At 55.5% G+C, this 25,088-nt stretch carries 23 protein-coding genes; 17 read left to right on the forward strand and 6 right to left on the reverse strand.

The window, feature by feature from the left end; all coding sequences use genetic code 11:
* The first annotated feature begins 17 nt into the window (after nt 1-17).
* Nucleotides 18-1,466 (forward strand): anaerobic nitric oxide reductase flavorubredoxin, encoded by a 1,449-nt coding sequence (norV, locus tag L2097_RS22050; RefSeq protein WP_250353669.1) that lies wholly within the window; start codon nt 18-20, stop codon nt 1,464-1,466.
* Entirely contained in the window at nt 1,463-2,596 is a 1,134-nt protein-coding gene (gene norW / locus L2097_RS22055; RefSeq protein WP_250353670.1) for an NADH:flavorubredoxin reductase NorW, read from the forward strand. The genes norV and norW overlap by 4 nt, the downstream gene beginning before the upstream one ends.
* A gap of 557 nt (nt 2,597-3,153) precedes the next feature.
* On the opposite strand, the gene hypF is transcribed toward norW, so the two are convergent.
* The 4 genes from hypF to L2097_RS22075 all read right to left on the reverse strand — a co-directional run bounded on the left by hypF (nt 3,154) and on the right by L2097_RS22075 (nt 9,351).
* Nucleotides 3,154-5,385: a carbamoyltransferase HypF gene (hypF, locus tag L2097_RS22060; protein WP_250353671.1), complete on the reverse strand. Its 2,232-nt coding sequence runs from the start codon at nt 5,383-5,385 to the stop codon at nt 3,154-3,156.
* Between the two features lie 7 nt (nt 5,386-5,392).
* Nucleotides 5,393-7,543: a formate dehydrogenase subunit alpha gene (gene fdhF, locus L2097_RS22065; protein WP_085006892.1), complete on the reverse strand. Its 2,151-nt coding sequence runs from the start codon at nt 7,541-7,543 to the stop codon at nt 5,393-5,395.
* A gap of 115 nt (nt 7,544-7,658) precedes the next feature.
* A complete protein-coding gene (gene hydN / locus L2097_RS22070) occupies nt 7,659-8,204 on the reverse strand; it encodes an electron transport protein HydN (protein WP_047369118.1) in 546 nt (181 codons plus the stop codon).
* Nucleotides 8,205-8,337: 133 nt separating this feature from the next.
* Nucleotides 8,338-9,351: a LacI family DNA-binding transcriptional regulator gene (locus L2097_RS22075; protein ID WP_085006893.1), complete on the reverse strand. Its 1,014-nt coding sequence runs from the start codon at nt 9,349-9,351 to the stop codon at nt 8,338-8,340.
* A 253-nt stretch (nt 9,352-9,604) separates the two neighbouring features.
* Between L2097_RS22075 and ascF the strand changes: the two genes are divergently transcribed.
* Nucleotides 9,605-11,053, forward strand: a complete 1,449-nt coding sequence (ascF, locus tag L2097_RS22080) for a PTS cellobiose/arbutin/salicin transporter subunit IIBC (protein ID WP_103281305.1) — start codon at nt 9,605-9,607, stop codon at nt 11,051-11,053.
* A gap of 12 nt (nt 11,054-11,065) precedes the next feature.
* A complete protein-coding gene (locus L2097_RS22085) occupies nt 11,066-12,490 on the forward strand; it encodes a 6-phospho-beta-glucosidase (RefSeq protein WP_085006895.1) in 1,425 nt (474 codons plus the stop codon).
* A 568-nt stretch (nt 12,491-13,058) separates the two neighbouring features.
* On the opposite strand, the gene hycI is transcribed toward L2097_RS22085, so the two are convergent.
* Nucleotides 13,059-13,532, reverse strand: a complete 474-nt coding sequence (hycI, locus tag L2097_RS22090; RefSeq protein WP_229222758.1) for a hydrogenase maturation peptidase HycI — start codon at nt 13,530-13,532, stop codon at nt 13,059-13,061.
* 236 nt (nt 13,533-13,768) lie between these two features.
* Here hycI and hypA point away from each other — a divergent pair, with 236 nt between their 5' ends.
* From hypA to L2097_RS22120, 6 genes are all read left to right on the forward strand, one after another.
* Nucleotides 13,769-14,116, forward strand: coding sequence for a hydrogenase maturation nickel metallochaperone HypA (gene hypA, locus L2097_RS22095; protein ID WP_047369113.1), 348 nt, complete (start codon nt 13,769-13,771; stop codon nt 14,114-14,116).
* A 3-nt stretch (nt 14,117-14,119) separates the two neighbouring features.
* Nucleotides 14,120-14,992 (forward strand): hydrogenase nickel incorporation protein HypB, encoded by an 873-nt coding sequence (gene hypB / locus L2097_RS22100; RefSeq protein ID WP_047369112.1) that lies wholly within the window; start codon nt 14,120-14,122, stop codon nt 14,990-14,992.
* Nucleotides 14,983-15,255, forward strand: coding sequence for a HypC/HybG/HupF family hydrogenase formation chaperone (locus tag L2097_RS22105; protein WP_039077647.1), 273 nt, complete (start codon nt 14,983-14,985; stop codon nt 15,253-15,255). The genes hypB and L2097_RS22105 overlap by 10 nt, the downstream gene beginning before the upstream one ends.
* Complete coding sequence (gene hypD, locus L2097_RS22110; protein ID WP_250353672.1) at nt 15,255-16,376, forward strand: hydrogenase formation protein HypD; 1,122 nt, start codon at nt 15,255-15,257, stop codon at nt 16,374-16,376. The genes L2097_RS22105 and hypD overlap by 1 nt, the downstream gene beginning before the upstream one ends.
* Complete coding sequence (gene hypE, locus L2097_RS22115; protein ID WP_047369109.1) at nt 16,373-17,383, forward strand: hydrogenase expression/formation protein HypE; 1,011 nt, start codon at nt 16,373-16,375, stop codon at nt 17,381-17,383. The genes hypD and hypE overlap by 4 nt, the downstream gene beginning before the upstream one ends.
* Nucleotides 17,384-17,511: 128 nt before the next feature.
* Nucleotides 17,512-17,940, forward strand: a complete 429-nt coding sequence (locus L2097_RS22120; protein ID WP_250353673.1) for a TOBE domain-containing protein — start codon at nt 17,512-17,514, stop codon at nt 17,938-17,940.
* A 29-nt stretch (nt 17,941-17,969) separates the two neighbouring features.
* Here the strand turns inward: L2097_RS22120 and L2097_RS22125 are convergent, their stop codons facing one another.
* The gene (locus L2097_RS22125) at nt 17,970-18,314 is read right to left on the reverse strand and encodes a nitrous oxide-stimulated promoter family protein (protein WP_085006900.1); all 345 of its coding nucleotides are present in this window, start codon (nt 18,312-18,314) and stop codon (nt 17,970-17,972) included.
* 513 nt (nt 18,315-18,827) lie between these two features.
* Here L2097_RS22125 and L2097_RS22130 point away from each other — a divergent pair.
* The 7 genes from L2097_RS22130 to L2097_RS22160 all read left to right on the forward strand — a co-directional run bounded on the left by L2097_RS22130 (nt 18,828) and on the right by L2097_RS22160 (nt 25,052).
* Nucleotides 18,828-20,261, forward strand: coding sequence for a circularly permuted type 2 ATP-grasp protein (locus tag L2097_RS22130; protein WP_085006901.1), 1,434 nt, complete (start codon nt 18,828-18,830; stop codon nt 20,259-20,261).
* A complete protein-coding gene (locus L2097_RS22135; protein ID WP_039077654.1) occupies nt 20,261-21,190 on the forward strand; it encodes an alpha-E domain-containing protein in 930 nt (309 codons plus the stop codon). Before L2097_RS22130 ends, L2097_RS22135 begins: the two co-directional genes overlap by 1 nt.
* On the forward strand, nt 21,187-22,005 hold the full coding sequence (locus tag L2097_RS22140) for a transglutaminase family protein (protein WP_250353674.1): 819 nt from the start codon (nt 21,187-21,189) through the stop codon (nt 22,003-22,005). Before L2097_RS22135 ends, L2097_RS22140 begins: the two co-directional genes overlap by 4 nt.
* A gap of 18 nt (nt 22,006-22,023) precedes the next feature.
* Nucleotides 22,024-22,755 carry a proteasome-type protease gene (locus L2097_RS22145; RefSeq protein ID WP_085006902.1) on the forward strand — a complete coding sequence of 244 codons (732 nt, stop codon included), beginning with the start codon at nt 22,024-22,026 and terminating at the stop codon, nt 22,753-22,755.
* Nucleotides 22,756-22,791: 36 nt separating this feature from the next.
* A complete protein-coding gene (locus L2097_RS22150) occupies nt 22,792-23,211 on the forward strand; it encodes a hypothetical protein (RefSeq protein WP_047369102.1) in 420 nt (139 codons plus the stop codon).
* Nucleotides 23,212-23,572: 361 nt separating this feature from the next.
* On the forward strand, nt 23,573-24,271 hold the full coding sequence (locus L2097_RS22155) for a GNAT family N-acetyltransferase (RefSeq protein ID WP_250353675.1): 699 nt from the start codon (nt 23,573-23,575) through the stop codon (nt 24,269-24,271).
* Nucleotides 24,272-24,356: 85 nt separating this feature from the next.
* Nucleotides 24,357-25,052, forward strand: a complete 696-nt coding sequence (locus L2097_RS22160) for a response regulator (RefSeq protein ID WP_250353676.1) — start codon at nt 24,357-24,359, stop codon at nt 25,050-25,052.
* Nucleotides 25,053-25,088 lie beyond the last annotated feature (36 nt).

A 25,088-nucleotide genomic window follows, 5' to 3' on the forward strand; every position in this document is an offset into this window, starting at 1 on the left:
AGAACAGGTAAACAAAAATGGCTATTCACGTAAAAAATAACATTCATTGGGTTGGGCAACGTGACTGGGAAGTGCGTGACTTCCACGGGACCGAATACAAAACGCTGCGCGGCAGCAGCTACAACAGCTATCTCATCCGTGAAGGCAAAAACGTACTGATTGATACCGTCGATCATAAATTCAGCCGCGAATTTGTGCAGAACCTGCGCGCGGAGATCGATCTCAACGCCATTGACTACATCATTATCAACCACGCAGAAGAAGACCATGCGGGCGCGCTCACCGAGCTGATGTCTTACATTCCGAACACCCCAATTTATTGCACCACCAATGCCATCGACTCCATCAACGGTCACCACCACCATCCGGAGTGGAATTTCCACACCGTAAAAACCGGTGACAGCCTGGATATCGGCAATGGCAAGCAACTGATTTTCGTCGAAACCCCGATGCTGCACTGGCCGGACAGCATGATGACCTATATGACCGGCGATGCGGTGCTGTTCAGTAACGATGCCTTCGGCCAGCACTACTGCGATGAACGCCTGTTCAACGACGAAGTGGACCAGACCGAACTGTTCGAGCAGTGCCAGCGTTACTACGCCAATATCCTCACGCCGTTCAGCCGCCTGGTGACGCCGAAAATCACCGAGATCCTCGGCTTCAACCTGCCGGTGGACATGATTGCCACCTCGCACGGCGTGGTATGGCGTGAGAACCCAACGCAGATCGTGGAGCTGTACCTGAAATGGGCAGCGGATTATCAGGAAGACCGTATCACCCTCTTCTACGACACCATGTCGAATAACACCCGCATGATGGCGGACGCGATTGCCCAGGGCATTAACGAAGTTGACCCGAACGTGGCGGTGAAAATTTTCAACGTCTCCCGCAGCGACAAAAACGACATCCTGACCAACGTCTTCCGCTCCAAAGGCGTGCTGGTTGGCACCTCCACCATGAACAACGTGATGATGCCGAAAATCGCCGGTCTGGTCGAAGAGATAACCGGTCTGCGTTTTCGTAACAAACGTGCCAGCGCCTTCGGCTCGCACGGCTGGAGCGGCGGCGCGGTGGATCGTCTGTCCACCCGTCTACAGGATGCGGGATTTGAGATGTCGTTGAGCCTGAAAGCCAAATGGCGTCCGGATATCGACGCGCTGGAACTCTGCCGTCAACACGGTCGGGAAATTGCCCGCCAGTGGGCGCTCGCTCCGCTGCCAACACCGCTTAAAACCACCCCGGTTGAGGAGTCCGCCTGTGCCTGTGCCGCAAAAGCCGCCGCTGATTTAGGTCCGTCTATGCAATGCAGCGTCTGCCAGTGGGTTTACGATCCGGCAAAAGGCGAGCCACTGCAGGATGTGGCGCCAGGAACCGCCTGGTGCGATGTGCCGGATACTTTTCTTTGCCCGGAATGTTCACTGGGCAAAGAAGTCTTCGATGTGCTGGCAACGGAGGCGGTATGAGCGCAGGTATCGTGATTATTGGCTCGGGATTTGCCGCCAGACAACTGGTCAAAAACATCCGTAAGACAGATACCACCACGCCGCTGACGCTTATCGCCAGTGACAATATGGATGAGTACAACAAGCCGGATCTGAGCCATGTCATCAGCCTTGGACAGCGTGCCAGAGATCTTACCCGCCAGTCGGCGGGGGATTTCGCTGAGCAGTTCAACCTGCGCCTGTTCCCGCATACACGGGTGACGGCACTGGATGCTGAGGCGAAAGTCATCAAAAGTGCCGATAACCAGTGGCGGTACGATAAGCTGGTGCTGGCAACCGGCGCCCGTGCGTTTATCCCCCCCGTCGCAGGCAGCGAGCTGATGCTTACCCTTAACAGTCAGCAGGAGTATCAGGCCTGCGAAACGCAACTGCGTGACGCGCAGCGGGTGCTGATTATCGGCGGCGGATTGATTGGCAGCGAGCTGGCAATGGATTTTTGTCGCGCGGGGAAAGCGGTGACGCTGGTGGACAGCGAAGCCAGTATTCTCTCTTCGCTGATGCCGCCAGAAGTGAGTAGCCGCCTGCAACATCGACTGACCGGGATGGGCGTGCATCTTCTGTTGAAATCACAGCTTATGGCACTTGAGAAAACAGAGAACGGCATCTGCGCCACGCTCGACAGGCAGCGCAGTATTGCAGTGGATGCGGTGATTGCCGCCACCGGGCTGCGCGCAGAAACCGAACTGGCCCGCAGCGCCGGGCTGGCAGTTAATGGTGGCGTTTGCGTGAACAGTTACCTGCAAACCAGCAATCCGGATATTTATGCGCTCGGCGACTGTGCGGCGATCGACGGTAAGCTGCTGCCGTTCCTGCAGCCGATTCAGCTTAGCGCCATGTATCTGGCGAAAAATCTATCCGGGGTAACGGTACCGCTTAAGCTGCCTGCCATGCTGGTCAAAGTCAAAACGCCGGAGATGCCGTTGCATCTGGCAGGCGAGACCGCACGCCGGGATTTGAACTGGCATATCACCACCGAAGCACAGGGTATGGTCGCCCGCGGCCTGAACGATGAAGGCCAGTTGCGTGCCTTTGTGGTAAGCGAAGATCGAATGAAGGAGGCGTTCGCGCTGTTGAAAGCGTTGCCCGTTTGAGAGCCTGTGGCCCTTCCCGGATGCGGCGCAAAACGCCTTATCCGGCTTGTGAACACAGAACGATTTTCTCCCTCTCCCTGGGAGAGGGCCAGGGTGAGGGGAAAATGCGGCTCTGGTGGTCATTCCGTTCACCTTATGTTCTGTGCTTTTCTATCGCGACAGAACCCGTGAACGTGCCAGGGTGGCTCACCGCCACCACCCTGGCGACCCGGGCTCCCGGCCAGGAAAATCGCCGCTGGCGCGGTCCATGAGGCTTATGCCGTCTGACTTTCGGGTCGGGGACCAGCCTGCGTCCTTGCAGGCTATCCCCTCCGCCCGCGTCCCTGCGGGCGGCCCCGGTCAGCCGTCAACGCCTCATCGATTTTCAGCCGGACCCTGTCATCGCTGTCACGGTTTTATTCTCATGACGGGGTGTTATCGCTGTAAAACGTAATATTTCTGGGGATTCCTCTGCCTGAGGGAGAGGGTTGGGGTGAGGGGGAACAGACCGCAAGGTGTTTCCTGGCACCGATTGGTTTTGTAGCCCCGGTAAGCGCAGCGCCACCGGGGACGTCGTCTCAGTCTCCCGCCAGACTCCGCGCGGCGGCGATAACGCCCTGCCCCAACGCAATTGCGCCATCGCCTGCGGGAAAACGCTGCGGGAAGAGCAACGTATAATCTGCCAGATAACGCGACAAACGGGCTTTCAGCAGTCGGTTATGCAGCACGCCGCCGCCAAAGGCGAGCGTGGTAATCTGCCGCGCATCGGCCTCCTGGCTGGCAAGCTGCGCAAGCCCGCGAGCCAGCGCATCGTGAAAGGCCCAGGCACGCTGTGCAGCTGGCGCCTGCCACGCCAGCCATTGCTGCCAGAAGGTGGCTAAATCAAGCGTGTTGCCATTCAACGGCAGCGTAACCGGATGCGTGACATCCTCGCCCCCCATGGCCAGCACTTCCAGCCGACAGGCCGCCTCCCCTTCATAACTTAACTGCAACGGCGCACAGTCCAGCGCACAGGCGACGGCATCAAACAGTCGCCCGGCAGACGACGCCAGCGGCGCATTGATATTGCGCGCGATAGCCCGCGCCAGCACCGGCCAGTTCTGCCGTTGCAGCACAGCGGTTTCCGGGAACGACGGCCAGTCGGGGACAAATGCCAGCATCTGTGCCAGCAGGTTGCGCCACGGCTGAGTTGCCGCCAGATCGCCGCCGGGGAGCGCCACGGCGGGCAAACCGCCCAGATGCTCAACCTCGCGATAATTGACGCGCAGGCATTCGCCCCCCCACAGCGCCCCCTTTTCCCCCATGCCGATGCCGTCCAGCGCCAGGGCAATCACATCCCCTCCATCGCGCGGCCAGCCATGCTCTGCGAGCGTAGCCGCGATATGTGCGTGGTGGTGCAACACCGTTTGCCGTGCAAGTCCCGTCTCCTGCGCCCACTGGCTGGCACGATAGCCCGTATGCGCGTCGGCGACCACCTGCTCGGGGGTAAAGTCATAGATCGCCTGCATCAGACGTAATGCGTTACGCCACTGCGTCTCGACGCCTTCATCCGTTAAATCCCCGAAATGCTGGCTTAACACGGCGCTGTCATCCCGCACCAGGCAGAAGGTGTTTTTCATATCCGCTCCCAGGCATAGTGTGGGCGGGACAGCGCGAAATCCGGGCGGCAGTTGCACGGCATCCGGCACATAGCCACGCGAGCGGCGTAACATTTCGCCGCTCTCGCGCACCACCGAATCGTCCATACGCTGCACGATATCGCGGTTGTGCAGCAGAAACCCGTCCGCTATCTCCGCCAGGTCATCCAGGGCCTGGACATTTGTCAGCGCTGGTGGCTTGCCGCTCAGGTTGCCGGATGTCATCACCAGTGGACGCTGCAACGCCTGGGCTAACAGATGTTGTAACGGATTCGCGGGCAGCATCACCCCCACCTCATCGAGCCCCGGAGCGATGGCCGGACACAGTTCTGGCAGCAACGTTTTCGCCACCAGCACGATCGGCGCGGCGGGCGTGGTTAACAAACGGATGGCCGCCTCGTTCAGGCCGTCTGCGGATGGGAGCATCACCGCCAACGGCTTCGCCGGGCGATGCTTACGGGCGCGCAGATGCTGTACCGCCGTCTGCCGGTGCGCGTCACACGCCAGATGAAAACCGCCAATACCTTTTACCGCGACGATCCCGCCGGATTTGAGCAGCGCAATAGCTGCCTGCAGGGCTTCTTCTCCGGTCAACTGCTGTTTCCCGCTCCGCCACTCAAGCTGCGGGCCACACTCCGGGCAGGCAACGGGCTGGGCGTGAAAACGGCGATCGGCTGGATGGCGATACTCCGCCTCGCAGGCAGGACACAGCGGAAACGCAGCCATCACGGTGTAAGGGCGGTCATAAGGCATGGCGTGAATAATGGTGAAACGCGGGCCGCAGTGGGTACAATTAATAAATGGATAGCGATAGCGGCGCTCTGCCGGGTCATTCATCTCCGCCAGACAGGCGGAACAGGTGGCGGCATCGGGCACAATTTGCGTCTTCATCGTGCCCCCCGCGCTCTCGCGGATGGTAAAACTGAGCGGTGCCTGTGGCCACTGATACGGCGTAACCTGCGTATCGTCGATACGTGCCAGCGGCGGACACTGCTGATATAACAACGGGAGAAAACGGCGTTCATCGCCCCACAAGCGTACTTCAACGCCCTGGGCATCATTACAGACATCACCGGTAAGATTGAGCTGTTGCGCCAGTTGCCAGACAAAGGGGCGGAAGCCCACCCCTTGTACTTTTCCATAGACGCGAATACAAACGCCGTTGTGGATCATCGTTTATTTATTGCAACGCTGCATGCCGCAAGCGTGTCTTCATCTGCTGGTAGGTTGACTGAGTGTACTCCTCGGCCCAGGCCTGATCGTTGATCGCACTCACCCGCACCGCGCAATATTTCGTTTCCGGTGTTTTAGAGATGGGATCGAGATTATCCTGCGTCAGTTCATTACACGCGCCAATCCACCATTGATAAGTCATGTACACGCAACCGGTATTAACACGCTCATTCACGTCAGCACGGCTGATGACTTTCCCCCTGCGTGATTCCACCCACACCAGTTGCCGGTTTTTAATCCCTAACTGCGCGGCATCATGCGGATTTATCTGCACAAAACCCGGTTCATCCGCGAGCGTTTGCAACGCCGCACAGTTACCGGTCATTGAGCGACAGGAGTAATGACCAACTTCGCGCACGGTACTGAGTACCAGCGGGAAATCCGCATCCGGCACTTCGGCAGGGGCACGCCATGGCGCTGCAAACAGCAGGCCTTTCCCGTCCGGCGTATCGAACTTGTTATCTTTATACAGATAACGCGTTCCCGGATGATCCAGCGTCGGGCATGGCCACTGAACGTGTCCCATATCGCCCATTTTTTCGTACGTTACGCCGTAGAACAGCGGGCAAAGTTCGCGCATTTCGTCCCAGATTTGCTGGTTGTTGTCGTAATGCATCGGGTAGCCCATTTCGGTGGCGATAAGGCTGATGATTTCCCAGTCACGCTTGACGTCGTATTGCGGTTCGATCGCTTTTTCGAAACGCTGGAATCCGCGATCCGCGCAGGTAAAGACGCCGCCGTGCTCGCCCCAGGAGGTGGCTGGCAGCAGCACATCCGCCTGTTCAGCGGTTTTGGTCATAAAGATGTCCTGCACGACCACAAAATCCAGCGCCTCAAAACCTTTGCGCACCAGACTGAGATCGGCTTCGGTCTGCAATGGATCTTCACCCATGATGTAATAGGCTTTGACCTTGCCTTCCAGCGCCAGATGCGGCACCTCGGTGATACGCACGCCAACTTTGTCATCCATCACCGCCGGATCGATACCCCAGGCTTTGGCGAATTTGGCGCGAACATTCGGATCAACCACATCCTGGTAGCCCGGGAACTGGTTCGGGATAACCCCCATGTCGCAGGCGCCCTGCACGTTGTTCTGTCCACGAACCGGCCCAACGCCGACGTTTTCACGCCCGAGGTTACCGGTCAGCAGCGCCAGGCTTGAGAGCCCTTTCACCACATCCACCGCCTGACCAAATTGTGTAACGCCCATCCCCCACATGATGGTAGCGGTCGGCGCGGCGGCGTAGGTACGCATTGCTTCGCGCACCTGATGTGCAGGAACGCCCGTCAGATGTTCAACCGCTTCCGGCGCATAGTCTTTGACGATTTCACGATAGGCATCCAGCCCGGTGGTGAAGTTCGCAACATAGCGCTGGTCGTAGAGTTTTTCTTCCAACAGGACATAACCAAAGGCATTTACCAGCGCCATGTTGCAGCCATTTTTGAGCTGCAAATGCTGGTCGGCAATGCGCGCGGTTTCGATACGGCGCGGGTCGCAGACGATAATTTTCGCACCGTTCTGCTTCGCTTTAATGACCCTTCTCGCCACGATCGGATGCGAATCGGCGCAGTTATAGCCGAAGACAAGCAGACATTTAGAGTTTTCGATATCGCCGATGGAGTTACTCATTGCGCCGTTGCCGAGGGTTTGCTGTAACCCGGCAACAGAAGGACCGTGGCAGACACGCGCGCAGCAGTCGACGTTATTGGTATGTAAGACACCACGGGCAAATTTCTGCATCACGTAGTTGGTTTCATTGCCGGTACCGCGAGATGAACCGGTGGTCATAATTGAGCGGGGGCCGAACTTGGCTTTGATTTCACTGAGCCGTTTCGCCGTATAGCGAATGGCCTCTTGCCAGCTTACCGGAGTGAGTTTACCGCCACGCTCATAGCGGATCATGGGTTGCGTCAGGCGAGGCGTCAGCAGTTTGGTATCGTTAAGAAAATCCCAGCCGTAATAGCCTTTCAGGCAAAGTTCGTTCTGGTTGGTTTCCCCGTCCGCCGCTTCGGCGCGGATAATTTTGCCATTATCCACGACCAATTTCAGTTTGCAGCCAGCGCCGCAATAGGGACATACGCTCGTAATTTTTTTCATCAGTAACAGACCTGTTAAAAGTGAAAGTTATACCCTGAATAATTCGCGTTGCAGGAAGGCGGCACGTGGGCAAAGTCGCCAACGCACATGCAACGTGAAGAATGACGGGTATCTTTTAAAAACCCAGCGACACGGCACTTTCCAGCGCAGTGCGACGACGTTTCTCTTCGCTCATGTGTTCCAGCACTTCCCGGTCAACGCAGACCAGCGCCTTGGTCGGACATACCGAAATACAGGCCGGGCCACTTTCGCGTTGGTAGCATAAATCGCATTTGTTGGCTTCGGCCTTCTGCCCTGACATGTTCAGGCCGATGCCGTTATGGCGAACCACCGGGCGGACCACAACCTCCATGGCACCATAAGGACAGGCCACCACGCAGGTTTTGCAACCAATGCAACGTTCCTGCATGACATGGACAAACCCTTTGTCGCGGCTGATAGCGCCATTCGGACAGACATTGGCGCAGGGTGCGTCTTCACACTGGCGGCAAAGTGTTGCCGTCGATACGTTGACGCCTTTAATAACGTGGATACGGGGTAAAAAGGTTTCAGGGGTAAGGGCCGCACAGTCCTGTTGTTCCTGATGTGAGACTACACAGGCGACTTCACAGGTGCGACAGCCAATACATTTACTGGCATCCGCCATAATAAAACGGTTCATCGTCTTCTCCAGCAATGAGTTTCATCACGCCGGATATACACGTTTCATGCCAGTTATTATCTCATTGTTATATATTGGTTTTTATTAAGCAAAACACTGTCATCGACAGAAGTGACGATGACAGTTGACGAGGTTAGCGTGCGGGGCCGGAAATAAGTGAATCACGTAACATTAATTCGCCAAGGAAGGGCTGGTGGTAATTAAACTCACCGCCATCAAGCATAAAGATTAACCGTTCGATGGTTTCTTTAATCATCTCCGTGACCGGAATTTTTACGCTGGAAAGAGCAGGGATCACATACGGGGCAATAGCAATGTCATCAAAACCAATAACCGAAACCTGAGTGGGTACGGTGATTCCCCGCTCATCCAGTCTCTTCATGGCGCCAATGGCCATATCATCGTTGCTCGCCACCAGTGCGCTAAAATTGACGCCGTTCGACAGTAGTGTCTCAACACCTGCCGCCCCGCTTTCTGGCGACCACTTTCCTTGTACAATCAGATCATTACGTAACGGAATATCATGCTGCGCCAGGGCGTCTTTATAGCCAGAAAGCCGTTCAATGCCGGTCGGAGAATCCAGCGAACCGGTAATAAACGCAATATCCCGGTGGCCCATCGCAATTAATGTCGCCACCGCGTTAAAGCTTGATGTTTTTTGGTCGCACCAGACACAGTGGCTGCTGTTTTTACGCAAACGACGATTAAGCACCATAATTGGCTGGCTGTGGCTTTTGACGAGGGTATCCATTTCATCAACGCTTAAGAAACGCGGATAGATAATGATCGCATCGCATTTTAAATCGAGCAGATATTGAATCGCTTCCCGCTCTTCTTCCGCACTGTGTTTACCGTCTGCCAGAATTAAACGCCGCCCCTGATCTTCGGTCATCCGTGCGGCATGAAACAACAGCTCGCTAAAATAGACGCCGTGATACAACGTGTTGGTAACCACCAGCCCCAGCGTTTGCGTTTTGTTCGTCGCCAGACTGCGCGCCAGCAAGTTTGGGCGATATCCGCTCTCTTCGATCGCCTGAAACACCCGGTCTTTGGTCTCCTGGCTGACGTAGCCGTTGCCCGATAGCACGCGGGAGACTGTCGCCTTTGACACCCCTGCCCGCTTAGCCACCTCAAGCATTGTGGTCATGTTACTTATCCGTTTGATTTCGATGCCATGCAGTGTACTTCACCCATTTAAGAATGTCGCAACGGGATAAAACAGGTCAAAAAATATTAAGCGATCGTCATCACAAAAATAAATAAAGATGAATTTTTGATCTTGTTTGAATGCATGAAACTCATCATCATTTTGTGGAACCGGTTTCCTATGTGATGTTTCATTAGCCGCCTGAAAGCGGGTAATGAAGCCGTACTCTATTGATAAAACAGGATATAACCCGATGTCGAAGAATTATGCGGCGCTTGCCGGCTCGGTGGTGAACGCGTTGGGCGGTGTTGATAACATCGCCGCCGTCACCCATTGCATGACGCGTCTGCGCTTCGTGGTGAAAGACGACGCCAAAATTGACAGTGCGACGTTAAAAGGCATTAGCGGCGTTATGGGCGTGGTACGTAACGATAGCCAGTGCCAGGTGATCATCGGCAATACGGTGTCGCATGCCTATCGTGAAGTGGTGGCGTTGCTGCCCGGCGATATGCAGCCTGCTCAACCAGTCGGGAAACAGACGCTGACGCTTAAGCGCATTGGCGCAGGTATTCTCGATGCGCTGATCGGCACCATGTCACCGCTGATCCCGGCGATCATCGGCGGTTCGATGGTCAAACTGCTGGCGATGGTGCTGGAGATGTCCGGACTGCTGCCAAAAGGTTCTTCAACGCTGACTATTCTGACGGTGATTGGCGACGGCGCGTTCTTCTTCCTGCCTCTGATGGTTGCCGCCTCTGCCGCCGTGAAGTTTAAAACCAATATGTCGCTGGCAATTGCCATTGCGGGGGTGCTGGTGCACCCAAGCTTTATCGACCTGATGGCAAAAGCCGCGCAGGGAGAACATGTGGAATTCGCACTGGTGCCAGTGACGGCGGTGAAATACACCTACACCGTGATCCCGGCGCTGGTGATGACCTGGTGTCTGTCGTATATCGAACGTTGGGTGGACAAAATTACCCCGGCGGTGACGAAAAACTTCCTTAAACCGATGCTGATTGTGCTGATTGCCGCGCCGCTGGCCATCGTGCTGATTGGTCCGCTGGGTATCTGGATCGGTAGCGCCATCTCCGCGCTGGTCTACACCATTCATGGCTACCTGGGCTGGCTGTCCGTTGCCATCATGGGCGCCCTGTGGCCGCTACTGGTGATGACCGGGATGCATCGCGTATTTACCCCCACTATCATTCAAACCATTGCCGAGACCGGCAAAGAAGGCATGGTCATGCCGTCAGAAATTGGTGCCAACCTGTCGCTGGGCGGCTCATCACTGGCGGTGGCGTGGAAAACCAAAAACCCGGAACTGCGCCAGACGGCCCTTGCGGCGGCGGCTTCGGCTATCCTGGCCGGAATCTCCGAACCGGCGCTGTACGGCGTGGCCGTTCGCCTGAAACGTCCGCTGATTGCGAGCCTGATAAGCGGCTTTATCTGTGGGGCCGTCGCGGGGATTGCCGGGCTTGCCAGCCACTCAATGGCAGCACCTGGTCTGTTCACCAGCGTACAGTTCTTCGATCCGGCGAATCCAATGACCATTGTCTGGGTGTTCGGCGTCATGGCGCTGGCGGTGGTGCTCTCCTTTATTCTCACGCTGCTTCTCGGTTTTGAAGATATCCCGGTAGAAGCAGAGGCACAGAAACCGCAGGCGGCAAACACCGCCGTTGTTCATGAAGCCCGGGCTCAATAAGCGAGGTAACGCATGTCTGTATTTCCGAAAGGATTTTTATGGGGCGGCGCCATTGCCGCCAACCAGGCCGAAGGGGCGTATCTGGAAGGCGGTAAAGGGTTAACCACCGTCGATACTATCCCCCACGGCGCGAACCGTCTGCCGGTGAAACTCGGTCTGGAAAAACGCTTCACGTTGCGTGAAGACGAATACTACCCCAGCCATCAGGCGATCGATTTCTACCATCGTTACAAGGACGATATCGCGCTGATGGCGGAGATGGGCTTCACCGTCTTTCGCACCTCTATCGCATGGAGTCGCCTCTACCCGCACGGCGATGAGCTGACGCCGAACGCTGAGGGCATCGCGTTTTACCGCGACATGTTTGCCGAGTGCAAAAAATATGGCATTGAGCCGCTGGTCACCCTGTGCCACTTTGATGTGCCGATGCATCTGGTTACCGAATATGGCTCCTGGCGTAACCGCAAAATGGTGGAATTTTTTACCCGCTACGCCCGCACCTGTTTTGAAGCGTTTGACGGTCTGGTGAAATACTGGCTGACCTTTAATGAAATCAACATCATGCTGCATAGCCCGTATTCTGGTGCAGGTCTGGTGTTTGAAGAGGGTGAAAATCAGGACCAGGTGAAATACCAGGCGGCGCACCACGAACTGATTGCCAGCGCGCTGGCGACCAAAATCGCCCATGAGGTGAACCCGGAAAATCAGGTGGGCTGCATGCTGGCAGGCGGCAATTTCTATCCCTACTCCTGTAAGCCGGAAGATGTGTGGACGGCGCTGGAAAAAGACCGGGAAAACCTCTTCTTTATTGATGTACAGGCGCGCGGTACCTATCCGGCCTACGCGGCCCGAGTGTTCCGCGAAAAAGGCGTCACCATTGAGAAAGAAGCGGGTGACGACGAGATCCTGAAAAATACCGTCGATTTTGTGTCGTTCAGCTATTACGCCTCGCGCTGTGCCTCAGCCGAAATGAATGCGCAAAACACCTCGGCGGCCAACATCGTCAAATCCCTGCGTAATCCGCATATTCAGGTAAGTGAATGGGGATGGGGGATAGACCCGCTGGGCCTGCGTATCACCATGAATATGATGTATGACCGTTATCAGAAGCCGCTGTTTCTGGTGGAAAACGGGCTGGGTGCAAAAGATGAATTTAATGCCGAAGGTGAAATCGAAGACGATTACCGTATTAGCTACCTGCGCGAGCATATCCGCGCCATGGGAGATGCCATTGCAGACGGTATTCCGGTGATGGGTTATACCACCTGGGGATGTATCGACCTGGTGGCGGCCTCCACCGGTGAGATGAGCAAGCGCTACGGGTTTATCTATGTTGACCGTGATGACGCGGGTAACGGTACGCTGGCGCGCAAACGCAAAAAATCGTTCTGGTGGTATAAGAAGGTGATTGCCAGCAACGGGGCCGATTTGGATTAAGTGCCAAGGTATCCCCTCACCCTAATCCTCTCCCCGAAGGGGCGAGGGGATCGTTCGAGCAGACCGGAAGTGGCGGTTTTCTCCCTCTCCCTTTCAGGGAGAGGGCCGGGATGAGGGGTAAAATGCGGCTCTGGTGGTCATTCCGTTCACTTTATGTTCTTTGCTTTTCTATCGCGACAGAACCCGTGAACGTGCCAGGGTGGCTCACCGCCACCACCCTGGCGACCCGGGCTCCCGGCCAGGAAAATCGCCGCTGACGCGGTCCATTCGCCTTATGCCGTCTGACTTTCGGGTCGGGGACCAGCCTGCGTCCTTGCAGGCTATCCCCTCCGCCCGCTTCCCTGCGGGCGGCCCCGGTCAGCCGTCAACGCCTCATCGATTTTCAGCCGGACCCTGTCATCGCTGTAACTTTTGTATTCTTACGGCGCGGTGTTATCGCTGTAAAACGTAATATTACTGGGAATCCCTCAGACCCGTGGAGAGGGGACCGATCGAGCAGGCTGGGGTGGCGGTTTTCTCCTCCCTCTCCCTTTCAGGGAGAGGGTCGGGGTGAGGGTACAAACGACGCCTACTCCTCGTCTTCAGCTTCCAGCTGCGCAAACCCGCCATTACCCTGCCAGGTGGCAAGGCGCGCATAGACAGTTTCCACCGCCTCTTTTACCGGAGGCGTCATCGGGTAATAAAAACCGACGATATCCGGCTGAATGCCCAGGAAAATCACCTCCCCCACATCCTCTTTTAACTGATCGATCAGATAATTGAGTGGCATATTATGGGTGGTCATCAGGAACATCTCGGCAATATCGTCCGGATCGACAATACGAATCTCACCGGGGTTCAGCCCCATGTCTGTCGCATCGACAATCAACAGCCTGTCGGGACGAAGCTCGCGGATCGCCACCACGTCGTTTTCGGGCGCGCTCCCCCCATCAATCACCTGCCAGTTTCCGGCTGGGTTCGCCGTGCACATCTCCGCCAGTAACGGGCCTGCGCCATCGTCACCCATCATGCTGTTACCTACACAGAGCAATACGTCCGTCACCTTCTCTCCTCGCCACCCACTGGTGGTATTTACCCGGTTAATAAATTGTCGCCTGGTCATTTTTGACGTCCGGGAAATTCGCGATCGTCATTTTCGTCATCAATGAAATATCCGGAACCATCAGCGGCGGCCATTTTGCCGGAAAACAAGGTATTAACGCCTTGATCCTCGCCGTAATAAAGCGAAGAACCCTGGCATTGTTATTGCAACACGCGCCTGATTAATGAGGAGGCAGTATGCATGAAATTACCCTGTGCCAGCGCGCGCTGGAAATTATTGAACAACAGGCAAAACAGCACGCCGCCCGACGCGTAACTGAGGTCTGGATCAAAGTTGGCGCATTTTCCTGTGTGGAACCTGCCGCCTTGACGTTTTGTTTTGATCTGGTCTGCCGTGGCACCCTGGCAGAGGGCTGTACACTGCACATCGAAGAACAACAGGCGGAATGCTGGTGCGAAAGCTGCCAGCAATACGTGACCTTACTAAGCCAGCACGTGCGTCGCTGCCCACAATGCAGCAGCGATAATTTGCACATCGTCGCCGACGACGGTATGCAGATCCAGCGGCTGGAAATCGAGGAGTGAGCAATGTGTACGACATGTGGTTGTCAGGAAGGTAACCTCTACATCGAGGGCGACGAGCATAATCCCCATTCCGCGTTTCGCAGCGCGCCTTTTGCTCCTGCGGCTCGTCCGACAATGAAAATCACAGGCGTCAAGACCGACAATTTCAGCCCGACGGCGGCAGAAAATGGTGATTTACATTACGGTCACGGCGCAGCCGGAACCCACGCGCCAGGCATGAGCCAGCGGCGGATGCTGGAAGTGGAAATCGATGTGTTAGATAAAAACAATCGCATCGCCGCGCATAACCGCGCCCGCTTCACCGCCAGACACCAGCTAGTGTTGAATCTGGTCTCCAGCCCCGGTTCCGGTAAAACCACCCTGCTGACCGAAACCCTGACCCGTCTGAACGCCCGTGTGCCCTGTGCGGTTATCGAAGGGGATCAGCAAACCGTTAACGATGCCGCGCGTATCCGCGAGACTGGCACGCCGGCGATTCAGGTGAATACCGGCAAGGGGTGTCATCTGGATGCACAAATGATTGCCGACGCCGCACCACGCCTGCCGCTGGCGGACAATGGCATTCTGTTTATCGAAAACGTCGGCAACCTGGTTTGCCCGGCCAGTTTTGATCTCGGCGAACGTCACAAAGTCGCCGTGCTGTCGGTGACCGAAGGCGAAGACAAGCCGCTGAAATACCCGCATATGTTTGCTGCGGCCTCCATCATGCTTCTCAATAAAATCGACCTGCTGCCTTACCTCAAATTTGATGTCGAAAAATGCCTCGCGTATGCCCGCGAAGTGAATCCGTCGATTGAGGTCTTCCTGGTTTCCGCCACCAGCGGCGAAGGGATGGACAGATGGCTGGACTGGCTGGAGACCCAACGATGTGCATAGGCGTTCCGGGACAAATTAGCGCCATTGATGGTAATCAGGCAAAAGTCGATGTCTGCGGCATACAGCGCGATGTCGACTTAACGCTGGTGGGCAGCACGGATGAAGCGGGGCATTCTCGTCTTGGGCAGTGGGTGCTGGTGCACGTGGGCTTCGCCATGAGCGTGATAAACGAAGACGAGGCCCGCGAAACGCTGGCGGCACTGCAAAATATGTACGATGTCGAGCCGGATGTGGGCGCGCTGCTGTTTGGTGAGGAGAGATAATGCGTTTTGTGGATGAATACCGCGCGCCGGAACAGGTCATGCAGCTTATCGCGCACCTGCGTGAGCGGGCCGCACTGCTCAGTTATACCGCGAAGCGCCCGCTACGCGTGATGGAGGTCTGTGGCGGGCACACCCATGCCATCTTTAAGTTCGGACTCGACCAGTTATTGCCGGAAAACATCGAATTTATCCACGGTCCGGGCTGCCCGGTGTGTGTCCTGCCAATGGGACGCATTGATACGTGCGTGGAGATCGCCAGCCATCCGGAGGTGATCTTCTGCACCTTTGGCGACGCGATGCGGGTACCGGGAAAAAACGGCTCCCTGTTACAGGCGAAAGCACGCGGGGCGGACGTGCGTATCGTCTATTCCCCGCTGGATGCGCTGACCCTGGCAAAACAGAATCCGCAACGGAAAGTGGTCTTTTTTGGCCTCGGCTTCGAAACCACCATGCCTGCCACCGCTATCACGCTGCAACAGGCAAAGCGGCAGAATGTCAGTAACTTTTTCTTTTTCTGCCAGCACATCACCATTATCCCCACCCTGCGCAGCCTGCTGGAGGAGCCGGATAATGGTATCGATGCGTTTCTTGCGCCGGGCCACGTCAGCATGGTCATCGGCACCGATGCCTATGGTTTTATCGCCGGGGAATTCCAGCGTCCTCTGGTAGTGGCCGGTTTCGAACCACTCGACCTGTTGCAAGGCGTATTAATGCTGGTGGAGCAGAAAATCAGCGCCCGTCATCAGGTAGAAAACCAGTACCGCCGCGTGGTGCCGGACGAAGGCAACCGCCTGGCGCAGCAGGCCATCAGCGAGGTATTTGCAGTCCAGGGCGACAGCGAATGGCGCGGGCTGGGGCTGATTGGCGATTCCGGGGTGCGCTTAACCGCGCCGTACCAGCGCTTTGACGCCGAAGCCCACTTTAACCCAGCGCCTCAGCAAACCTGTGATGACCCGCGCGCACGTTGCGGCGAAGTGCTGACCGGTAAATGCAAACCGCACCAGTGCCCGCTTTTCGGTAATACCTGTAATCCACAAACCGCGTTTGGCGCACTGATGGTCTCCTCCGAGGGCGCCTGCGCCGCCTGGTATCAATATCGTGCTCAGGAGTGCGAAGTATGAATGAAGTCCAACTGGCACACGGCAGCGGCGGTCAGGCGATGCAACAGCTTATCAGTCAGCTTTTTATCGACGCCTTCGCAAATCCATGGCTCAGTGAACAGGAAGATCAGGCGCGCCTTGACCTTGCGGCCCTCGCCGCCAGCGGCGATCGACTGGCTTTTTCCACCGACAGCTACGTTATCGACCCGCTGTTCTTCCCCGGCGGCGACATCGGCAAGCTCTCGGTTTGCGGCACGGCGAACGATGTGGCGGTAAGCGGCGCCATTCCCCGCTATCTCTCCTGCGGCTTTATTCTTGAAGAAGGCCTGTCGATGGAGACCCTGAAAGCCGTGGTCACCAGCATGGCGGCAACGGCGCGTCGTGCGGATATCGCCATTGTTACCGGCGATACTAAGGTCGTGCAGCGCGGGGCGGCGGATAAACTGTTTATCAATACGGCAGGCATTGGCGCCATTCCAGCCAATATTCGCTGGGGTGCCAGCACCCTTGAGGCCGGTGATGTGCTGCTGGTTAGCGGTACGCTCGGCGATCACGGAGCGACCATTCTCAATTTGCGCGAACAGCTGGGGCTGGACGGAGAACTGACCAGCGACTGCGCGGTGTTAACCCCGTTGATTCAGCAGTTGCGCGATATTCCCGGCGTGAAGGCGTTGCGTGATGCCACGCGCGGCGGCGTCAACGCCGTGGTGCATGAATTCGCCGCCGCCAGCGGTTATGGTATCGAACTCAATGAGCGTGACCTGCCGGTGAAAACGGCGGTGCGCGGCGTCTGCGAGTTATTGGGACTGGACGCGCTGAACTTTGCTAATGAAGGCAAGCTGGTGATTGCCGTACAGCGCCAGGCGGCACAGCAGGTTCTTGCCCGGTTACGGGCGCATCCCCTCGGCCAGGATGCCGCGATCATCGGCGAAGTGGTCGAACGAAAAGGTGTGCGGCTGGCAGGCTTGTATGGGGTGAAACGAATTCTCGACTTACCGCACGCCGAGCCCCTGCCCCGGATTTGTTAATGTCGTGTCCGCGCCGGAGGAACGGAAAGACTTCGGCGCCACGACAATACCCATGATAAGAAAATGGTTATGGATAAACCGGCCCTGACCTGAGATAACTGACTCTTTCTCACTCTTCTGGAGGCAATATGGCTGTTTCAGCACGTAATCAACTCGTCGGTAAAGTCAGTGTAACCGCACACGGCGCGGTGAACGATGAGGTGGAGTTAATACTGGACGGGGGTGCAAAACTTGTCGCTATCGTCACATCCAGCAGTAAAGAAGCGTTGGGCCTGAATCCCGGGAAAGAAGCCATCGCGCTGATAAAAGCGCCGTGGGTCACACTGGCGACCGAAGACTGCGGCCTGAAATTTTCCGCCCGCAATCAGTTCGCTGGCGCGGTTAACGCGGTGACCGAAGGTGCAGTAAACGCGACGGTGCAGGTGAAAACAGACGCCGGTTTTGAACTGGTGGCGGTGGTGACCAATGAAAGTTGTGAAGCACTGGAGCTGTCTCCCGGCAAACGGGTGATTGCTCTCATTAAAGCCTCCTCCATTCTTATTGCCACACGCGCCTGAAAGGTCATAACGCCGTGCCCGCCACGGCGTTATTTTTTAGGGCGGTATTTTTCCGGCAGTTCGGGAACAGGACGTTTGTCATCAATCAGATGACGGATGGTCAAAACAGGGTGTCGCCACAGCATCCGCGGCCCTGCCCAGCGCATAATCTGTTTCATCTCTTCACGTTTAGCAGGCGGGTAACAGTGCACAGGGCATTGTTTGCAGGCTGGTTTTTCTTCGCCAAAAACACATTTATCCAGCCGTTTATCGGCGAAATCATTCAACGCCTGATAGTGCGCATCATCCGCCACAGCCTGCGGACAGTGTTGCTGGTAAAGCGCAATCATCTTGCGAATGGTCAGTTTTTCGCGGTTAATGCGTTTTCCCGTCATGACGGCCTCCTTAAAGAGGTATTTATTTTACATCTTTAAGCAAGTCAGGCGAACTCTTTATTCCCCCTTTTCCGAGAGGAATCCCCACAAAAATGCGAGCACGATCGGTCCCCTCACCCTGGCAACCCGGGCTCCCGGCCAGGAAAATCGCCGCTGGCGCGGTACAGCGTCCCTGCGGGCGGCCCCGGTCAACCGTCAACGCCTCATCGATTTTCAGCCGGGCCCAGTCATTGCTGTCACGGTTTTATTCTCATTACGCGGTGTCATCGCTGAAAACATAATATGACCGGGAATCCCTCAGCCCTTTTCCACCTGGTGCAGCCATCTTTACACTTGCACCAACTTTCCTCTTTTTCTACCGCCTCCAGGTCATCCTGGTGCGTTTTTATGCCCGTAACTCCTCATAACGGTGCACACTGCCTCGCGATGGCGTGATAAGCCGCGCTTTTGATGCGCTGGCATGTTTTCTGCATTTTAACTCTATCTTCATCAAGCGGAATGCAGGGGATGACAATGATAAAAATGACGCTTCCGAGCGCGCCTTACTACGATGAAATGCTCACCGCAGAAGGTCGGCAACGCCAGCATTATGACGCCTGGTGGCAGTGGTTACAGCAAACTGACCAGCATGCCATTCACCAGAAGAAAGAGCAGGCGGAACTGCTGTTTCACCGCGTCGGCATTACGTTTAATGTTTACGGTGAAGAAGGAGGAACGGAGCGTTTAATTCCATTCGACAGCGTGCCACGCATCATTCCGGCCCATGAATGGCGGATGCTTGATGCAGGAATACGCCAGCGGGTAAAAGCGCTCAACGCGTTCTTGTATGATATCTACCACCACCAGCATATTCTCAATGCTGGTATAGTCCCCCGTGAGCAGGTGCTCGCCAACGAGCAATATCAACCCTGTATGCAGGGCGTCGATCTGCACAACAATATTTATGCCCATATCACTGGCATCGATATGGTCCGCGACAGTGATGGCGGCTACTACGTGCTGGAAGATAATCTGCGCACCCCATCCGGCGTCTCTTACATGCTGGAAAACCGCAAGATGATGATGCGTCTGTACCCGGATCTGTTCGCCAGTTCGCATATCGCGCCGGTTGAGCGCTATCCCAGTTACCTGCTACAAACCCTGCGTGAAAGCACTTACGTTGATGACCCCTGTGTGGTGGTACTCACACCCGGACGTTTTAACAGCGCCTACTTTGAACACAGTTTTCTTGCCCAGCAGATGGGGGTGGAGTTGGTTGAAAGCGCTGACCTGTTCGTCAAAGAAGGCGGCGTTTATATGCGCACCACCGAAGGTCCGTGTCGGGTCGATGTTATCTATCGCCGTATTGACGATGCCTTCCTCGACCCACTGGCATTTCGTTCCGATTCAATGCTGGGGGTACCGGGTTTGCTGTCGGTCTATCGTGCGGGCGGCGTGGTGCTGGCCAATGCGATTGGCACCGGCGTGGCGGATGACAAATCCATCTATCCGTACGTGCCGGACATGATTCGCTTTTACCTTTCTGAGGAACCCATCCTCGGCAACATTCCCACCTGGCAGTGTCGCAAAGCCGAAGATTTGAGTTACGTACTGGGCCATCTGGATGAGATGGTGGTGAAAGAGGTCCACGGCGCGGGCGGCTACGGCATGCTGGTCGGCCCCCGCTCAACCCGGGCGCAAATCGATGCCTTCCGTCAGCGTCTGCTGGCGAACCCCGGTAATTACATTGCGCAAAACACGCTGGCGCTCTCAACCTGCCCGACCTTTGTCGAGGAAGGGCTGGCCCCACGCCATATTGACCTGCGCCCGTTTGCGCTGTACGGCGAAGAGATAAGGCTGGTGCCAGGCGGGCTGACCCGCGTGGCGCTGACCGAAGGCTCGCTGGTGGTGAACTCCTCGCAAGGGGGTGGCACGAAAGACACCTGGGTGATGGAGGAGGATGAATAATGTTAAGCCGCACCGCCAGCGAACTGTACTGGATGGCCCGTTATCTGGAACGGGCAGAGAGCTTTGCCCGCGTCCTTGACGTGACCTACAAATTATCAATGATGCCGCGCCACAGCCAGCAACAGCATGATTTAGCCCTGCCGCTCAATCTGACATTCGGGCATGAGCTGTTTCAGGAGCGTTATGCCCGGTTCAGTATGAATAATCTGCTGAATTTCTTTGCCCTTGATGGACAGAACCCGAGCAGTATCTATAGCTGTATTGAAATGGCCTGGAATAACGCCCATGCCGTGCGCGGTAGTCTTTCGTCGGAAGTGTGGGAGTGCATCAATACCACTCGTATCGATATCCGCAACCTGCGCCAGACCGGAGTGGATAAGATTGGTATCGACGCCTTTTTTGACTGGGTGAAAGAGCGAGCGCATCTGTTCCGCGGCGCCATGTTCGGCACCCTGCTGCGTAACGACGCCCAATGCTTTATCCGTATCGGCACCCTGATTGAACGTGCGTTCGCCACCGCGCAATTGCTGGCACTCAAAGATCAGCAACTCAGCAACGATCCGGATCCGGTACGCGAATATTACCGCCTCGACACACTGTTGCGTGCGGTGAGCGCCCGTGAAGCCTACCACAGCATTTATCGCCAGCCGATCAGTCGGGAAACCGTCACCGAATTGCTGGTGTTTCGCAATGACGTACCGCGTTCACTGCATGCCTGCGTCGGCGACCTGGTCCAACAGCTGGAGATGATTGGCAGCGAGCGGGCGCGCGTTCCGCTGCGTCTTGCCCATCAGTTGCATGTGGAGCTGCGTTTCGGCTCGCTTGATGATGCTCTGGCCGACGACCTTCAGGAGTGGTTAAACCGTTTTCTTACCAAAATCAACGAGCTGGCTGACAGTATCCGCCAGACCTATCTGGAGGCGTTATGAAACTGACCATTAATCACCTGACGCATTATCACTACGATGAAGAGGTGAAGTTCAGTACGCAGTATCTGCGTCTGACGCCGCAAACCTCCGGCCGTCAGTATATTAAGGAATGGAATCTGCTGCTGCCCGCCTCGGCGGTAGCGACGACCGATGCGTACGGTAATCTGATGCATGTCTTAACCCTGGATCACCCTCATCAAGAGATCATCATTCATGCTCAAGGTGTGGTTGAGATCGCCGATAATGCACAAGAAGAGGAAGAGGCCAGCGAATCGCTCTCTCCGCTGGTGTTCCTGCGTACGACCCCGTTAACCGACCCGGACGCGCCGATTCGCGAATTTGCCCGACGCTATTACCGGGAAGAAGATGCGGTTGGCAGCCTGGGGGAATTGATGGCGGAATTACGCCTGAAAATGCCGTATACGCCTGGCGCCACACAGGTACATGACACTGCCGCCGTCGCTTTTGCCAAAGGGAAAGGGGTATGCCAGGATCATACCCACGTGTTCCTGGCCTGCTGCCGTAGCCTGCGCATTCCGGCTCGTTACGTGAGCGGCTATGTTTATAGCCGGGATACCGATCATGTGGCAATGCATGCCTGGGCAGAGGCCTGGCTTGATGGCCGTTGGCAGAGTTTCGATATCACCAATAACACGCGCGACCTGAACCAACATCTTCGCCTGGCGGTCGGAATGGATTATCTGGATGCCTGCCCGGTGCGGGGTAGCCGCCTTGGCGGCGGCTGTGAAGAGATGTTTTCCGCCGCTGAGGTAAGCCTGTTTGAGCGACAACAACAGATACAGCAGCAACAATGAATTAATAAAGGTATTTTAATGACTTACTGTGTGGCCATGCGTCTTTCCGACGGACTGGTTTTTGCTTCTGACTCCCGCACCAATGCGGGAGTCGACCACATCGCAACGTTTAAAAAACTCCATGTATTCAGCAAGGAGGGGGAACGGGTGCTGGTGATCCAGTCGGCGGGGAACCTGGCCACAACACAGAGCATTGTCAGCCTGCTTAACGAACGGATACAGGGCCAGCATACGCCGAACCTGATGCAGATGGGGACGATGTATGATGCCGCCACGCTGGTCGGGGAGACGGTGCGCGAAGTGATTCACCGCGACAGTGCGGCGCAACAAAACAGCAGCACCATTTTTGGCTGCAATATGCTGCTCGGTGGGCAGATTGGCAGCGAGGTTCCGCGCCTGTTTCATATCTATCCCGAGGGCAATTTCATTGAAGCGACAAATGATACCCCCTACTTTCAGATTGGCGAGAGTAAATACGGCAAGCCGATTATCGATCGGGTGTTGACGGTTGATACCCCTCTGGAGCACGCTATGTGCTGCGCCTTGATCTCCATCGATTCGACGTTACGCAGTAATCTGTCTGTCGGTATGCCGCTGGATGTCATGATTTATCGCGCGAATACCTATGATGCCAGCGAACAGCGGCGCATCACGGAAAACGATCCCTATTTTACCGGTATCCGCAAAGCCTGGTCGGAAGGTCTGGTTAACACATTCCGCCAGTTGCCGCCTTTTCCGGCACAGGGCTAAGTTGGCCGATACCTGAAATAAACGAAGAGCGCCTCAATGAGACTGGCAGTCATTAGCACCCTATTTTTGCTTACAGCGTCAACATCCGCGCTGGCATCAACATCGAACGAAGAGACGGTCGCGGCAGCGAAAGTCACCCTGGGCCAGGCGCTGTATAAATCTGCGCTGCTTACCGGCGCTATGCCGGAAGAAGGCAAAGCAGACCCGGCCAAAATGGGCCAAAAAATGGGGGCCGAAATGTCTGAACGCCTCAATAACGTTGTGATTGGCGGCCTCAACCAGGGGGCAAATTGCGACGATATCACCGCGAATATTCAAAAAAGTTTCGAGATCATGCAAAGGGATGCGGTAAACCAGTTTTCCTCCTCTTCTGCTATTAAAAAGGCGCTGGATAATGTGCCGCTGAGCGCCGCGCAGTATGCCTCCGCAGAGTGCCTGAATTTAACCAGCCAGTAATACATCTCTTCGATCCCAGCGGTGAAAGCCGCTGAGTTCGAACATCAGCCTTACCTTTTCGCTATTGTTAACAAGCACTACACTGGCGCAATAATAGCGATTAAACCAATTTCCAAGAGAATATTCACTTGTGTGATTTGTCACATCGTTATTGCGGAAATTTATCTTATGGGCGTTAAAAAATACCAGGCGGACGAAATAAACGGATGAAAAATAATTAACCACCGCGCCGTAAATTTATTCCATTACAGGGAAACACGATCATGATCGTATTATCGATAAGCAACCGTTGATATAATTAGCATTACGATGAAATGGTCTTTAATTCAGTCTGAATTACATTCATTTAAGGGGGAGTGTTATGCAATACAGAAACAGCTACGGCCAGTGTCTGGGGCAGGAAATGCAAGACTGGGCACCCAGAAGCACCCCTGAAAAATTCTCCCTTAGCGGAAATTATTGCATGGTTACGCCACTGTCTGTCGATCATGCCGAAGATTTATTTCATGCCTGGCAAAGTATTGATGATGATCGTGACTGGACCTATTTACCGGGACAGCGCCCTGCCACGAAAGAGGCGTGTTATAACTATTTTCGCGAACTTATCGGCGCAAAAAATGGCATGCACATGTCGGTGATTGATAAAAATGACGGCACCGTGAAAGGCATTTTTTGCATTACAAGGATTAATCCAGTACACGGTACATTCGAGCTTACGGATATCAACTGGACGCCGGCATTAAAAAAAACACGGATCAGTACAGAGGCCATCTATTTAGTGTTGGCTTATTTTATTGATGCGCTCCACTACCGTCGATGCGAATGGCGTACCAATATTTTTAATGACGGGGCGATCAAAGCCGCCGAACGCATCGGCTTTCGCAAAGAAGGGGTGTTGCGCGATAAAAAAGTGACCAAAGGCCATTCGGAAGACCTCGCGCTGTTCTCCATCACCGCCAGTGAATGGCAGGATTTAGAGATCCCCATTAAAGCCTGGCTGAGGGAAAATAATTTCGACGGACTGGGCCGACAATTGAAAAAACTCAAGGATTTCCGCTGAGTCAATCACTGCTGACTCTGATATCACAAAGCCGTTGCCCAGGGTATCATCCTGCTTAATACGTTCTGTGCAACAGGAAGAGGTGATGGGTCAACGTCGGGTACTGATTATTGAAGATGATGCCGATGCGGCGAGCGTTCTTGAGGCATATCTTAAGCGGGAAAATTTCGACATTGCCATTTCCGGCGACGGACGCATCGGGCTGGAGATGGCGCGGCAGTGGAAACCGGACCTTATTCTGCTTGATATCATGCTGCCGTCAATGAACGGAAGCGAGGTGCTGGCAGCGGTACGCCGGGACGGGCTTACGCCTGTCATTATGATTTCGGCCATGGGCGATCTTCCCGATAAAATTGGCGCCCTGCGCTACGGTGCGGATGATTACATCGTCAAACCCTACGATCCCAAAGAGGTGGTTGTACGGGTCCAGGCTGTATTGAGACGCTGCCAGCCTCAGGCTGAATCGCAAGAGATCCTGCGCTGGCAAGGCCTGGAAGTCGATACCACTGCAATGACCGCCAGGGTAACGATTGACCAGCAAAAACCGATTTTGCTTGAGCTGACGCCCACCGAATTTTCATTGTTAACGTTACTTATGCGCTCACCCGTTCGCGCCTGGTCGCGCCTTTCACTGCTTGAACAATGCCTTCCGGAAAGCGATGCCCTTGAGCGCGTCGTGGATACTCATATTTATAATCTGCGTAAGAAACTCGAATCCGCTGGGATCACAGAGGTGCTGTTGAACGTGCGTGGCATAGGTTACAGGTTCCGCCAGCCCTAACGCCAGAGGATGTCGGTTATCACACCCGGTCTGCGG

This window comes from Citrobacter sp. MNAZ 1397, from assembly GCF_023613995.1.
GTDB lineage: Bacteria > Pseudomonadota > Gammaproteobacteria > Enterobacterales > Enterobacteriaceae > Phytobacter > Phytobacter ursingii.